A 13,906-nucleotide genomic window follows, 5' to 3' on the forward strand; every position below is an offset into this window, starting at 1 on the left:
CAAAACGAGACGGGACCACTCGAGAGCCCGTTAGTCGTCGGCCTCGACTTCGTCCGCTCGTTCCTCCGCGATACTCGCGGCGATGTCGGTGATCATGTCTTCTTGCCCGCCAACGACGCCCATCTCGCCCAGTTCGACGAGGATTTCTCGAGGATCGAGGTCGAATTTCTCGCCGACGCGTCGAGTGTGTCGCAGGAACGACGAGTAGACGCCCGCATAGCCCAGAACGAGCGAGTCGTTATCGAGTTCGGGCATCGTTTCCTCGGTCAACATCGGAACCAGAACGTCCTCTGCGGCGTCCATCGTACTGAAGAAATCGGGCGTCACGTCGTACCCTGCTTTCTCGAGGGTGCCGACGAGCACTTCCATCTGCGCGTTCCCGGAGCCGGCACCCAGGCCGCGAAGACAGCCGTCCACTGTCGTTGCTCCGGCTTCGATACCGGCGAGCGTGTTCCCGATCCCGAGGCCGAGGTTATTGTGCGCGTGGAATCCGACGTCGATCGATAGTTCGTCGGCGAGCAGTCCCACGCGCTCGCGAACGTCTTCGGGGAGCATCGCCCCCGCCGAATCCATCACGTATACCGCGTCTGCGCCGTATTCTTCCATGAGCTTGGCCTGTTCTAACACCTTTTCCGGCGGCTCCATGTGCGAAAGCATCAGGAGTCCGTTCGCCTCGAGTCCCCTGTCCGTTACAGATTCGAAGTGTTCGGCGGAGACGTCCGCTTCCGTCACGTGCGTCGCGATGCGGCAGATGTCGGCACCGCGGTCGACTGCGAGGTCGATCTCTTCAACGGTTCCGATTCCGGGTAGCATCAGCACCGACAGCTCGGTATCAGTTAGCTCGGGGACGACCGCGTCGAGGTATTCTGCCGTATCCGCCGCCGAGAATCCGTAATTGATCGACGAGCCGCCCATGCCGTCGCCGTGGGAGACTTCGACCACGTCCATCTGAGATTCGTCGAGGGCGCTCGCGATGTCCGCCATCTGGTCCGGCGTAAACTGGTGGTCGACGGCGTGCATGCCGTCGCGAAGCGTCATGTCGACGAGTCGAACGTCGCGTTCAGTCATCGGCATCACCCCCGACGGTCCGCGCCTCAGCGGAGTGTTCCGCGATCCGTTCTGCCGCACCGAGCGCGGCGCTGGTCATAATATCGAGGTTTCCGGCGTACGGCGGTAAGTACTGTCCCTCTCCCTCTACTTCGAGCATCGTCGTGATGACGATCGAATCGCCGAGGTCGAAGCCGACATCGTCTTGATCCTTAACGCTCGGCTCAAGGGTTACCTCGTATCCGGGGACGTACGACTGAATTTCGCTCTCGATTTCGGCCACCGAGTCGCGTACGTCGTCTACGTCGGTCGTGTCCGACACTTTCGTATACACCGTGTTTCGCATTAGTATCGGCGGTTCTGCAGGATTGAGGACGATGATCGCTTTCCCCTCGTCGGCGCCGCCGACTTCCTCGAGGCCGGCGGCGGTGGTCTGGGTGAACTCGTCGATGTTCTGGCGGGTTCCGGGGCCGGCGCTTTCCGAAGAGATCGTCGAGATCATTTCCGCGTACTCGACGTCGGCGACTCGGTTCACCGCGTGGACGAGCGGAATCGTCGCCTGTCCGCCGCAGGTGACCATATTGATGTTGTTCCCGCTGTTCGTGACGTCGTCCATGTTGACGGCAGGGACCGTGTACGGACCGACTGCCGCGGGGGTGAGATCGATTGCGAACAGGTCGAGTTCCTCGTACACCGGCGCCTGCTGTTCGTGGACCGACGCGCTCGTGGCCTCGAAGACGACGTCGAATTCGTCGGCGTGTTCTCGGACGCTGTCGATTCCGTTCGTTCCCACGTCGATCCCTTCGTCGACGGCGGCCTGAAGCCCCTCGGACTCGTCCACCGGAAAAATCCCGATCATCCGCTGTAGATCGATCGAATCGCTCCGATCGAGGATCTTGTACATGAGGTCAGTGCCAATGTTTCCAGGACCGACTATCGCGGCGTTCACTGCCATACGGTAACAGTCGTATTAGCGATATTTAGTACTACTGCAAAGCGGATGAGGTGATCGCGATGGAAGTGGCGTATCGATCCTCGGAGAGTCTTTTCCGAATATTTCGGAGTCGCCTCGGTGCGCTTAGAACAGGTAATCGCGCGACTCGCGCTGGACCGATGTCCACTTCACTTCGGTGAATTTGTCGATGATCCAGTCGCCGTTGTACCGACCCATACCGGAGTCCTTCTTGCCGCCGAACGGCGTGTGTGGCTCCGCGTTGACCGGTTGGTCGTTGACGTGCATCATTCCCACCTCGATCTGGTCCCCAACGTCGCGAGCGCGACCGCGGTCCGCCGAATGGACCGAGCCCGCCAGTCCGTATTCGGTCGCGTTCGCGAGTTCGATCGCTTCCTCGTCCGTACTGAACGGGATGATCGGCGCGACGGGTCCGAAGTGCTCGTTGCAGGCGGCAGCCATGTGGTTTTCGACGCCGGTGAGGACGGTCGGTTCGACGAACAGATCGTCGTAGTCGCCGCCGGCCTCGAGCGTCGCGCCTTCGTCGATCGTTTGCTCGATGTATTCGACGATCTCGTCACGCTGTTCTTCGTTGATAATCGGCCCGATGACCGTCTCCTCGTCGGTCGGATCGCCGATCGGGAGTTCGGCCGCGCGGTTCGCGAGCCGCTCTGCGTACTCGTCGTAGAGCGACTCGTGGACGAGGTGGCGATTGATCGAAATGCAGACCTGACCCTGGTGCCAGAACGAACCGAACGTCCCGGCGTCGACCGCGGCGTCGAGGTCGGCGTCCTCGAGGACGACGTGCGGGTTGTTCCCGCCCAATTCCAGCGCCGGGAGCGCGAAGTGGTTCACGGCGTTTTCACCGACGAGTCGTCCGGCTCCGGTCGAGCCGGTGAAGGCGACGACGTCGCTGTCGGGATGGGACGCCGTCCGGTCGCCCGCCACGGTGCCGTGGCCGGGAACGACGTTTAGGACCCCGTCGGGCAATCCGGCCATTTCGAATAACCGAGCGATGACGAGTCCGCCCGATATCGGCGTCTCGGTCGGCGGCTTGAGAACGACGCTGTTCCCGAGGGCGATGGCGGGAGCGACGGCGCGAATCGCGAGTTTTAGCGGTACGTTCCACGGGCTGATGACGCCGACGACGCCGGCCGGGTCGCGTTGGATGATGTTTTCCTTACCCGGAATCTTCGATTGGTTGTGCCGGCCGGACATGCGAAATGGGAACGACGCCGCATCGTGGACGAACGTCACGGCACCGCCGTGTTCGATATCTAGCTTGGGCGGAGCGCTTCCCGCTTCGACTGCGAGGATTTCGCGGATCTCTTCGGCGTGAGTTTCCAGCAGTTCTGCGACCGTTCGCACCACTTTGGCACGCTCGTCGGGTGTCGTTTCGGCCCACGCTTCCTGTGCGCTGACCGCCGCGTCATACGCGTCATCGACGTCCTCAACCGTCCCCAACGGAACCTGAGCGACCGTTTCTCTCGTTGCCGGGTTCTCCACGGCAACCCGCTCTCGATCGTCGACGGAGCGCCATTCGCCGTCGATAAAGAGCGCATTCCAGTCACCGTCAATGGATATCTCGGGTTCGTCTGGCCGAGTAGCCTGTTTAGTCATCGAGCAATGGTTACATCTCTACTTGCTTGAGTTTTATGGGTTAGCACTGTCGGAGTCGATTGATACCGTTGTCGTTCCAGCGAGTACGATCCGCACGCGGAGACCGCCTGAACGCTCGAGGACTATTGCGTGTGATCGCGGATCGGATCGAATCCGATCATATCGGTTCCAATCGCACATTCCCTGTGGCTGCACAAAGATGAGGTACTCGTACTGGTTCGAGCGATAGCGTTCGCCCGACGCAGCCGGGATAGCCAGTGTGCAAGTAGCGAGGGCCGTCGCACTCGCTGTTCGCTCCGAACGATTTCGATTACCCCGTTTCTGTGCCGAAATCGGATAGAAGAGCACAATCGGTGATTAGTCGGTTCGTTCGAGGTTATCGTACAGCCGCTCTTGGAGGTCGTCCATGTCGATCTCGTATACCGGGTCCGAACCCGCCAGATCGAGACTGTGTGCAGCGGCAGCTCCCATCGCGATACAGATACCCATTATCCGGATCGCCGAGAGGGCTTCGGTATCGGCATCGACACAGCGGCCGACCGTGACGATGTTGTCCGCTCCCTCGGGTATCATACAGGACAGCGGGATGTAGTAGACGTGGCCGTCCTCGAAGTGCTCCCAGTGAACGTCTTCTGGGGTGTCGTGGAGCTCGACCGACCACGAACCGCGCGCGACGGCGTCGTCTGGCCGGTGCCCCTCCCGGAGGTCGTCGAGCGTCAGTTGCTCACGGCTCTTGATCCAACGGGTTTGGCGGATCCCGGGATTCCCGTAGCGGCGAACGCTCGCGCCCTCGAAGATTTCGGAAAACTCAGTTTGCAGGAACTCGACTGTCTTGTCGGCCTGCCGGCGTCCCTCGAATACCATATTACCGTACCCGAGCGGGTCCAGCGGCGTCTCGATGTGAGTGATGTTAGCCAGCATGAAATCCTTCTCGGGAAAGTGCATCAAGTGGCCGTCTTCCCGGACGAGATCGTACTCCTCGCCAACTTCCTCGAGCCGATCGTGGACGTCGTCCATCGAGAAGTCCCCAACAGCGTCGGTGTCGTACCCCTCGATGAGAAAGTTCAGCGAGCCGTACACCGGTTCGTTGGGTTCGCGTAGCTTGAGTCCGGCCTCCCAACAGAGGCTCCCATCGCCGGAGGCGTCGACGAATCCGTCCGCTTCGACTCTAACTGAACCGTACCGCGTCGTGAAATCGAGATGGTCCACGCGACGGTCGGTGAACTCCGCATCAGTGAGTATCGCAGCGAGCAGCGTTCGCACGCCATGCTGTTGGCACTTTCGTTCCATCCACCGCTGGAGTTCGACTTCGTCGTACTGGAACAGGACCGTCGAGAGTTCCGAAGTCTGGGCACTGAGCCGCTGAATCGACCCCTCCGGTTCCAAGTCCTCGATGAGGTCGTCAGCGATGCCGTGAGTGAGCTGATAGGGGTCGTCACCGTGGGAGTACAGTCCGATGAGCGTCCCGATGATCGAGCCGACCGCCTGACCGCCGATCGACTGCGAAGCGTCGGCCAAGACGACGTCTGCACCCGACTTGGCAGCCTCTAACGCGGTCGAAACGCCTGATATTCCCGCGCCGAGGACACAGATATCGGCTTCGATGTGCGTTCGTTCGTCCTGTTCCGATTTGGATACCGTATCCGTCTGGATGTCTTCTGTCATTGTAGTGTGTTTCCCTGTCCGTTGACGAACCCTGGCTTGGGGCCAGAGTCCCTGATGATGTCCGGTTCGTGATCGGATCTGCCGGTTACTCTGGTACGTCCCCGTCGCCGGAGCCAGCGCGTTTCGTGATCGTTACGATACCCTCGTCACCGTCGACGGCAACTAGATCGCCGTTGTCGATGATTTCTGTCGGATCCTCGTCTAGGTCTGTCACGGCAGGCACCCGCGTGACGACAGCCCCGAGCGCCACTTTCGTGGTCGTCTCTTCGTAGATCATCGCAGCGGGTGCGGTATCGGCCAGCCGCGTCGTGTGAAAGACTGACGACCAGCCCGAGGAGCCTTTCGCCCCTCGGAACACGAGCACCTTGTCCGTGAACGATTCGCCGTGGAGTTCGTGGCGCATTTCGATAATCGTCCCGTGTTCCGGATCGACGCCACCCCAGCCGGAGATCGTCTCGTCGGTGACGATGGCCTCCGCCTCGATATAACCGTCGACGACGGGGCGTCCCTCGAGAACAATCGTCTCGTCGGTCATGGCCGCTCACCGTCCCAGGAACCGGAGACAGCCGCGTCGATGACGTCTTCGGTCGAGCCGAACCACGCTTCGACGTCCATGATGGCCGGAAGATAGTGAACTTGCTTGGCCGAATCGAGCGCGACGACGTCGGTCTCCGGCGGGACGGCCTGACTCATCGACGAACACGTATCGGTCATCATCTTCCCGCCGGCGGCACGGATCACGTCCGCGTGCCCCTCTTGTTCGGCTTGATCCCGAACCTTTCGAGACGCGAACAGCCACAGTTCGACGTCTTCGTCGAGCTCGTCCCCCTCCAGGAGACGACTGGCTTCCCGTACCTGTTCTATCGAGTAGTGCGGACAGCCCAGCATCACGAAGTCGATGTCGCGGTCGTCACCGATAGCATTGAGTTCGTCGTACACCTTCCCGCGGGCCTCCTCGTTGTAGCGATAGACGTTCTCCGGTTCGTTGGGACCGAACGCACTGGCCTCGGTCTCGGCTTCCGGGGTTTCGCCGACGACGTGGTAGAGTTCGATCCCGCCGGAGGTCGCCGCAGAGGCGCCGAAGTGCTTGTGCTCTACCCGGCTCGGACTCCCGTAGTCACCGACCAGAACGGGGATGTCTTCCTGGATGTGTTTACCGACGAAATAGCCCAGCATCCCCCAATTCATGATGTCGTCGACCGGCACGTCGACTTCTATCCGGTGGGTTCCGTACCTGTTCTCATCGCGATGGAGCCCCCAGTCGGGGATTTTCCCCGTGAGCATCGCGGCACTGGTGCTCTCACGTCCCTCGACGTTCGTCCGCGCACCGAGGACGGAGTTGATGAACACGACGGCCGACGACTCCATCCACGCACAGTGTTCCCCGTACGACGGGAGGTTTCCCGCGTGGTACGGCGTACACGTCTTCAGAACTTCGACATCGTGGTCGGCGGCGAATTCCTCGCTTATACGGTCCAGTTCGGCGTTTTTCTGGTCGGTTCCCAGCTCGTCCCAATGTTTGGGTTCGACCTTCCCCTGCAGTCGGGTGGCACCGGCCTCGGTATCGGGGACGTCAACGACCCGATCGCTATCGAGATCGTATCGCGAGAATATTTCGTCGTGACTGGTACTCTCCCCACCGTAGTAGTTCTCGAGGAATTCGTTGACCGCTCCGGGGACGCCAGCAACGTTGTCCGTGTCGATGAGGCGGTCGGCGTCTAGCGCTTCGGCGTACCTGATCAGTAGATCCATCGCCACCTGTTTGGCGGGACCTTCCTCACCGTTCAGCATGGCCCGTTCGTCGGGATCTAATTCCATCGCTGGTCACTCGAATCCCGATCGGGTGAACGAGACGGTCCGATCCCCGTTACAGTCTGTTTCGTAACATGTTTTCTCCGCACAACTAACCCGTGTGTGTTCATAATACACATGCACTATTACTTTATCAGTGGCTAAAAGCTTTTGTCGGTATTTTGGCGAAAAAGATCCCTAAATCGGGGAACGAATTCGACTAGTCGGAGCGCGCTGTGAGGCCGGAAGTCTCCATCCTCGGTGAGATGAAATAACTCACGGCCATCAACGTCGCCAGCATGGCGGCGACCGCAACCTGGTACAGGTACGTATCGAACACTCCAAGCTGGGTACCGAACATACCGAGCAGCGAGAGCACGAGGAATATGACCCGGTGGATCGTCGAGAGATGGTTCCGGCCGTCGAATGCGAACATGCTCATACAGAGGCCGATGACACAGACGACGGTCGTCAGTAGCAAGAGTACGGTAACCGGGCTCTCCCAATAGATCAACGAATCGTTAGCGATGAATACGAACGGGATCAGGAACCCGGGGAAGGCGAGTCGCATCGACTGCTTCGCCGTCTCGAGGTACGACGCTTCCGCTAATTTCGCCGCGATGATCGTTGACGGACCAACAGGTGGTGTGAACGATGCGTACAGCGCGAAGTAGAACACGAACATGTGGGCGGTAATATCCCTGATACCGAAGCCGACCATAGCGGTCGCCGCCAGTGACGCGGTGAGGATATACGCCGCCGGTGCCGGCATTCCGAGACCGAACAGCAGGCTAACGATCATCGCCAGAACGAGCAGGAGGAGAAGATTCCCGCCGGCGAGCCCGACCATGAACGTACTCAAACGCTGTGCGAATCCAGTTTGCGTTAGCACTTCGATGAGAATCCCGATGGATCCGAGTACGGCGATCAGTGCGGCCATGTCGACGGCACCCTGTCGGAGCCCGTGTACCGTTTTGACGGTGGCCTCTCTCGCGCCGTCTCTCCCGTCTTCGACGATCGTTTTGACGAAGAAGACGCCTATCAGTGATAGCACAGTGTAGTAGCCAGCAATTAGCGGGCTAAACCGCAACACTGCGAGAAGATAGATGAGAACAGCGAACGGGATCATGTACCAAACGGACTGGAGGAAGAGACGATAGTCGACATCGCCCGACGTGTTCGACGTCCAGCCGTGCTTGAAGATCAGGAGTTGGACGGCCACGACGATGCTGAAGTAGAACAGGAAGGCCGGAATCAGTCCCGCCTGTACGATCGAGAGATACGGTACGCCGACGAGGTCGGCCATAATGAACGCAGCGACGCCCATAATCGGTGGAACGAGTTGACCGCCGATCGACGCGACCGTTTCGACTGCGCCGGCATAGGCCTTATCGACGCCCTGCTTTTTCATCATGGGAATCGTGAAGTTCCCGGTCGTGGCAGTGTTCGCAGCACCGCTACCGGTTATCGATCCGAAGCCGAGACTCGCGACGACGGCCACGTGGACGATTCCGGTTCGAGTGAGTTTACTGAATTCCTCGCTCACTTCGACGATGTAATCGAGAATACCGTAGGACTTTGTAAAGCCTGCTAACAGGAGGAATATCGCGACCCAGGTGGCGCCGATCTCGAGGATGAACCCGTAGACGCCGCCGAGACCGATCGCCGCGATTCTGATCATCTGTTCCAAACCGAGACCGCCGTGGTAGAACAGACCCGGGAGATACGGGCCTAAGAAACCGAAGAGGATTCCGATAACGACGACGGCGCCCATGATCTTCCCGAAAGCCCGCGTCGTGACGTCCGTAACGAGCACGATGACGATCGCACCGACGAGGAAATCCAGTTGGGTATTTCCGGCGATAGGGGCCTCGGTGAGGAGTCGAGAGAAGTGAAACTGAATGTAGAGGGCAGTCGCCAGCGAGAGCGCCGTGAGGGTGAGAAACAGTGCCGGTTTTATTTTCTCGTACGACCGACTGACGGCTACCCACACATGTTTCACCTCGGCGTCGATCTGTGGAAGGTATTGTTCGATGCGGATGTATTTAAAAATCGGCACGGCCACGTTGTCCTCATCGATCGTATCCGAAGCCTCTTGTTCGCCGTAGATCTCTCTAAACTGAAGCATGTAATAGATAGCCATGCTCAAGCCGAGGATGAGATTGGCGTGTTGCGTGCGGACACCGTACAGTGAGAACGCGTAGTAGATGAGGAGCAACGACATGATGACTCCGAGAACCCAGATCACGCCGTCTCCGAACCGATAGAGCGACTTTCGATTGGTCCAATTCATACAGGCTCCTCTCCCGTATTCATAACTAGTATCATATTTTGTATTGTGGGTGAAGTTCCGCTACTCCGACAGGCGCTCGAGGTCGTCGTCCCAGGCTCCGACATCCTCGTAGAAGTCGGCCGCGGCCGGGTGAAACGGGAACCCATCGAAACTGAATCGAGTCCAGTGGTCGTCGTACTGGTGGAACGTCAGGAAGTCGTGGTACGTGCCCATGTCGTCGCGCTGGTCCCACGCCGTTTCCATCATCGTCGTAATAAGGTCTCCATCCGCATCGGAAGGTGCACAGAGATACGTCGTCTGGACCATTCCCGGAATAGAGTCCGGGGTACTATCGTACCCGTCTACCAAGTCCGGATCGATGGCGAACGTCGTGAACTCGTCGGAAACAGTTTCGAACTGGTCTTCCGCCATTTCGAGAGGATGGACATCAGACGACCCTTGTAGTTGCTGGACCCAACCCGGGGTGATTAGATCGGTGCCTTCCTCTTCGTCGGCCGTGGGTGCGTTGTTGGTCGCCGAGAGTCCGATGTCTATCCGCCCTTCTTCGAGAGCAGAGCCCATGTCACCGAAGCCGACTGGGGTCTCGTCGAACTCGATCTCGAGTAGCTCCATGATTTCGACAAAGTAGTCCATGACTGCTGTACCGGACGGACCTGCAGAGACGCTGGTATCCGCATCGATGTCGTCGTACGAGGTGATGTCCTCGTCGTTAGATACCAGAATCCACTCCGTCGTGGCCGTTTTCAGTAGTTGCGTGAGTTCGTAGTCGATATCGGCGTATTCGTCTTCACCGCGCTCAATCAGGAGGGCGTTGTAATCAGTGAGCAACGCGAGATCCATTTCGCCTCGTGCCATGTCACCGACGTTGGCGGCCATCCCGTCATTGGGACGCACGTCGAGGTAGATGTCGTCTGTATTCTCGTTCACCGCGGAGCCGAAGCCCTGCATTGACGCGTAGTTCGCCGTCGCTGAGGCGGCGGTACCGATAACCAATTCGTCCTCGCCTCCCCCTTCTCCCAGACAACCAGCAAGCGTTGTGATACCTACTGCACCCGCTGCACTCGTGCCTTTCAGGAAGCGACGCCGACCGATAGTGGTGGCATGTCTCATGTTATCATCAAACCTATGTCTGTGCTATTAGCACATCAGTATAAATCTATTGTTTCGTAGGGTCGGTAGACGGGGCTTGATTTCGGCGTTTTCATTCTTTTAGACGATAGGTAGAACTCGTCACACTGCGGTTGGCTTTCCGAATAGTTACCCGTTCGACGAAGATTGGAGGTGGCTCATTTGAGACCCATCTCTCGGAATCCGAGGTGCCAGCTTCGCGCACGCACGGCGGGAGTGGTCAGCGTAACTCTTGAATATCCAGCTGGAACGCGACGGAGGTGTTCGGTCTATGAACGACGTCGACCGTATTGAAGTCGCTCCCGCCGACGAGTTCGAGAACGGCGAGACGAAGCGTATCGCCGCCGGTCGGACAGGCTGTTTCTCACGATGTTCGCGGATCGACCGCGGAGGGACGACGATGAACGACAACAGAACACTTTTGCATTTTTCCTGCTACGTACTAGCATGCAGTATTACGACGATATCGAAGTCGGTGAGACTCGAGAATACGGCGACTACCACGTCACGAAGGAAGAAATTACCGAGTTCGCACGACAGTACGATCCGCAGCCGTTTCACACCGACGAAGAGGCCGCGAAGGACTCGCTCTTCGGCGAGTTGGTCGCTTCCGGTTGGCACGTCGCGGCGATCTGCATGCGCCTGAGCGCCGACGGGATGGGAGACGAGTTCGCGACGATCGCCGGTATCGGTGTCGACGAACTGCGGTGGAAAAACCCGGTTACGCCCGACGACACGCTTTCGCTTCGAGTCGAGGTTGTCGATAAACAAGCGTCCGAAAGCAAGCCGGACCGCGGTCACATAGAAACCCTGCGAGAAGTCACGAATCAAGACGGTGATATCGTGCTCTCGATGATCGGGCTGTCGCTGGTCGAGCGGAAACGAACTGAAAACGAGTAACGTCGAGAAACGTCAGGGTCCACTTTGGAGGCCCTGTCCGCTCTCGAGAAATTCCGAGGATTCCCGAGTCCTTTCGTCGAAGTGAACCGGTGCTTTTTTGTCCGGCAAACGCTTTATATAACAAAACGGCTGACTGGCTGGCCAGTCAAATTGAGCACAATGAACGAAACAACCGACGAACTCATGGACGCGACCTATGCAGCCCTCTGTAAACACGGCTACGCGTCGCTTCGAATGCAGGATATCGCGGACGAGTCCTCGAAGAGCAAATCGACGCTGCACTACTATTACGATAGTAAACAGGATCTCCTCTACTCCCTGTTCGATTACTTACAGCGCTCGTTCGCCGAGCGAATCGCGGGGTTGGAGGGAGACACGCCCGATGAACAACTCGTGGCGCTCATCGAGACGTACCTCGCCCCGCGGAACGAAGAGACCTTTCAGCGCTTTAGGACGGCATTGCTCGAGATCAAGGCCCAGGGACCCTACGACGATCGATTTCGCTCCGAACTGGCGGACTTCGATAGACTCCTCCACTACCGGTTTCGGTCGATTCTGGAGGCGGGACAGGAAGCGGGAACGTTTCGCGACGAGATCGACCCGGACCAGACGGCCGATTTCATCGTGACGATACTCAACGGCGTCCAGACTCGTCACGTCGCCGTCGGACACCCTCTCGAACGGACCTGTGACACGCTCGAGACGTACATTGCGGAACACGTACTCGTATCGGATGGAGTGGAGGTTAGCGTCGAGTGACGCTCCGAGAGCATCTGAACGCGATATTCAAATCGTCGGATCAACTCAATCTCACATCGGGTGGGATCGCAAAACCACTGATATACCTCTCGATTCCGCTGATTATCACGAATCTTCTGCAGGTTACCTACAACCTCGCGGACACGTTCTGGCTCGGACAACATAGCACCACCTCGCTGGCTGCGATCAGTTTCGCGTTTCCGATGGTCTTTTTCCTCATCGCGCTCGCGCTCGGGGTCTCGGTTGCCGGGAGTGTTCTCGTCGCCCAGTACACCGGCGCGGGACAGGAACACCAGGCGGAGTACGCCGCGTCGCAGACGGTGACGTATTCGATTATCACGTCGGTTATCCTCGGCGCGTTCGGCTACGTATTCGTCGACGATGTCCTCGGATTGCTCGGTGCATCACCGGAGGTCGCACCTCTCGTCGCCGACTACATGCGCGTGTACTCCATCGGGTTGGTCTCGGTTTTCGGCTTCTTCGTCTTCCTCGCGCTCATGCGCGGATACGGCGATACGGTCACGCCGATGCTCGTGATGTTCGGATCGGTCGTGATCAACATCGTCGTCGACCCCTTTTTCATCTTCGGCTTCGAGAACAATCCCCTATTCGGTTATCTGGGGCTCCGCGGCCTAGAGACCGAACTATTCGCGCTTACCGGCTACGCAGGGTCGGGGATCGAAGGCGCGGCCATCGCGACCGTTCTCTCGCGAACGCTGGCGTTCGGCGTCGGACTCGTGATCCTGTTTCGCGGCACCCACGGCGTTCAAATCCACCTCTCGGAGATGTCGCCGGATATAGAGTACGGTCGCCGGTTGGTCGATATCGGGATGCCCGCTTCCGTCGAGGGAACGGCCCGAGCGCTTTCGATCAATCTGTTGTTGGTTATTATTGCCATGTTCCCCGAAACGGTCGTCGCGGCGTTCGGGATCGGAACTCGAGTGTTCTCGGTCATCTTCCTTCCCGCGATCGCGTTCTCACAGGGCGTGGAAACGATGACCGGGCAGAATATTGGCGCCGGAAAGATCGATCGTGCGGAGCGGACCAATCACTTCGGCGCGAAGGTGATGTTGCTCGTGTTGAGCGGTCTCGGCGTGCTCGTTCTCTTCGCCGCCAACCCGATCGTGTCCGTCTTTACGAACGACCCCGAGGTCATCTCCGAGGGTGCGTTGTTCCTGCGATACACGGCGTTGACGTTCGGATTCATGGGCGTCATGCGGGCGTACAGTGGCGGATTCCGCGGCGCTGGAAAGACGCTGATAGCGGCCGTTATCTCCGTCCTCACGCTCGGCGTTATTCGGTTTCCGCTCGCCTGGATCGGTGCGGAACGCTTCGGTTCGGAGGGCGTGTGGCTCGCGTTCGCCATCTCGACGGTCATCGGCGGCATCATCGCCTTTTTCTGGTTCAGACTGGGCACGTGGCGCGACGGAAACGTTACCGACGATCAGAAGGGACTCGAGGACGAACCGATGCCGGTCGATGACTGAGCGCTCCGTTCGCTCAGTAACGGGTTCCGTATAGTTCTCCTTTTTATCGTTTCATCGCCGATCAGTACCAATTGGTATCGACTGAGCCGTCGCGTTGGTTCCGATACGGTGTCGACGGTCGGACGAACGACTCGAGGCGCTCGGCATTGCTCAGTGGAATACGGTCGCCACAATCCATCCCTGACAGCGATTCCTGCGACGGGTATTCGAGCCGCAGTCGTGGACGTTGGCCGATAAACCGACCCTCGAGCGGCGATTTCGCGG

At 58.9% G+C, this 13,906-nt stretch carries 11 protein-coding genes; 3 read left to right on the forward strand and 8 right to left on the reverse strand.

Annotated features, from left to right (window positions below):
• Positions 1 to 30 precede the first annotated feature (30 nt).
• The 8 genes from dmpG to ACZ5C7_RS03260 form a co-directional block, all read right to left on the reverse strand.
• On the reverse strand, positions 31 to 1,068 hold the full coding sequence (gene dmpG / locus ACZ5C7_RS03225) for a 4-hydroxy-2-oxovalerate aldolase (RefSeq protein ID WP_464375165.1): 1,038 nt from the start codon (positions 1,066 to 1,068) through the stop codon (positions 31 to 33).
• Positions 1,061 to 2,002: an acetaldehyde dehydrogenase (acetylating) gene (locus tag ACZ5C7_RS03230; RefSeq protein WP_464375166.1), complete on the reverse strand. Its 942-nt coding sequence runs from the start codon at positions 2,000 to 2,002 to the stop codon at positions 1,061 to 1,063. The genes dmpG and ACZ5C7_RS03230 overlap by 8 nt, the downstream gene beginning before the upstream one ends.
• 123 nt (positions 2,003 to 2,125) lie before the next feature.
• Positions 2,126 to 3,619 carry an aldehyde dehydrogenase family protein gene (locus ACZ5C7_RS03235; RefSeq protein WP_464375167.1) on the reverse strand — a complete coding sequence of 498 codons (1,494 nt, stop codon included), beginning with the start codon at positions 3,617 to 3,619 and terminating at the stop codon, positions 2,126 to 2,128.
• Positions 3,620 to 3,976: 357 nt separating this feature from the next.
• Positions 3,977 to 5,284, reverse strand: a complete 1,308-nt coding sequence (locus ACZ5C7_RS03240; RefSeq protein ID WP_464375168.1) for an FAD-dependent oxidoreductase — start codon at positions 5,282 to 5,284, stop codon at positions 3,977 to 3,979.
• 85 nt (positions 5,285 to 5,369) lie between these two features.
• Positions 5,370 to 5,819, reverse strand: coding sequence for an aconitase X swivel domain-containing protein (locus ACZ5C7_RS03245; RefSeq protein WP_464375169.1), 450 nt, complete (start codon positions 5,817 to 5,819; stop codon positions 5,370 to 5,372).
• Complete coding sequence (locus tag ACZ5C7_RS03250; protein WP_464375170.1) at positions 5,816 to 7,102, reverse strand: aconitase X; 1,287 nt, start codon at positions 7,100 to 7,102, stop codon at positions 5,816 to 5,818. Before ACZ5C7_RS03250 ends, ACZ5C7_RS03245 begins: the two co-directional genes overlap by 4 nt.
• A gap of 193 nt (positions 7,103 to 7,295) precedes the next feature.
• On the reverse strand, positions 7,296 to 9,368 hold the full coding sequence (locus ACZ5C7_RS03255) for a TRAP transporter permease (RefSeq protein WP_464375171.1): 2,073 nt from the start codon (positions 9,366 to 9,368) through the stop codon (positions 7,296 to 7,298).
• Between the two features lie 60 nt (positions 9,369 to 9,428).
• The gene (locus ACZ5C7_RS03260; protein ID WP_464375172.1) at positions 9,429 to 10,478 is read right to left on the reverse strand and encodes a TAXI family TRAP transporter solute-binding subunit; all 1,050 of its coding nucleotides are present in this window, start codon (positions 10,476 to 10,478) and stop codon (positions 9,429 to 9,431) included.
• 465 nt (positions 10,479 to 10,943) lie between these two features.
• Between ACZ5C7_RS03260 and ACZ5C7_RS03265 the strand changes: the two genes are divergently transcribed.
• The 3 genes from ACZ5C7_RS03265 to ACZ5C7_RS03275 all read left to right on the forward strand — a co-directional run bounded on the left by ACZ5C7_RS03265 (position 10,944) and on the right by ACZ5C7_RS03275 (position 13,642).
• Positions 10,944 to 11,396, forward strand: a complete 453-nt coding sequence (locus ACZ5C7_RS03265) for a MaoC family dehydratase (protein ID WP_464375173.1) — start codon at positions 10,944 to 10,946, stop codon at positions 11,394 to 11,396.
• 159 nt (positions 11,397 to 11,555) lie between these two features.
• The gene (locus tag ACZ5C7_RS03270) at positions 11,556 to 12,155 is read left to right on the forward strand and encodes a TetR/AcrR family transcriptional regulator (RefSeq protein WP_464375174.1); all 600 of its coding nucleotides are present in this window, start codon (positions 11,556 to 11,558) and stop codon (positions 12,153 to 12,155) included.
• A complete protein-coding gene (locus ACZ5C7_RS03275; protein ID WP_464375175.1) occupies positions 12,152 to 13,642 on the forward strand; it encodes an MATE family efflux transporter in 1,491 nt (496 codons plus the stop codon). Before ACZ5C7_RS03270 ends, ACZ5C7_RS03275 begins: the two co-directional genes overlap by 4 nt.
• The last annotated feature ends 264 nt before the right edge of the window (positions 13,643 to 13,906 follow it).

The sequence above is a fragment of the Halostagnicola alkaliphila genome (assembly GCF_055379965.1).

Excerpts from the sequence above, each read along its gene's own strand:
- ACZ5C7_RS03270 (WP_464375174.1), top strand. The coding sequence starts at position 11,556 with ATGAACGAAACAACCGACGAACTCATGGACGCGACCTATGCAGCCCTC.
- ACZ5C7_RS03240 (WP_464375168.1), bottom strand. The coding sequence starts at position 5,284 with ATGACAGAAGACATCCAGACGGATACGGTATCCAAATCGGAACAGGAC.
- ACZ5C7_RS03265 (WP_464375173.1), top strand. The coding sequence starts at position 10,944 with ATGCAGTATTACGACGATATCGAAGTCGGTGAGACTCGAGAATACGGC.
- ACZ5C7_RS03230 (WP_464375166.1), bottom strand. The coding sequence starts at position 2,002 with ATGGCAGTGAACGCCGCGATAGTCGGTCCTGGAAACATTGGCACTGAC.
- ACZ5C7_RS03245 (WP_464375169.1), bottom strand. The coding sequence starts at position 5,819 with ATGACCGACGAGACGATTGTTCTCGAGGGACGCCCCGTCGTCGACGGT.
- ACZ5C7_RS03255 (WP_464375171.1), bottom strand. The coding sequence starts at position 9,368 with ATGAATTGGACCAATCGAAAGTCGCTCTATCGGTTCGGAGACGGCGTG.
- ACZ5C7_RS03235 (WP_464375167.1), bottom strand. The coding sequence starts at position 3,619 with ATGACTAAACAGGCTACTCGGCCAGACGAACCCGAGATATCCATTGAC.
- ACZ5C7_RS03260 (WP_464375172.1), bottom strand. The coding sequence starts at position 10,478 with ATGAGACATGCCACCACTATCGGTCGGCGTCGCTTCCTGAAAGGCACG.
- dmpG (WP_464375165.1), bottom strand. The coding sequence starts at position 1,068 with ATGACTGAACGCGACGTTCGACTCGTCGACATGACGCTTCGCGACGGC.
- ACZ5C7_RS03250 (WP_464375170.1), bottom strand. The coding sequence starts at position 7,102 with ATGGAATTAGATCCCGACGAACGGGCCATGCTGAACGGTGAGGAAGGT.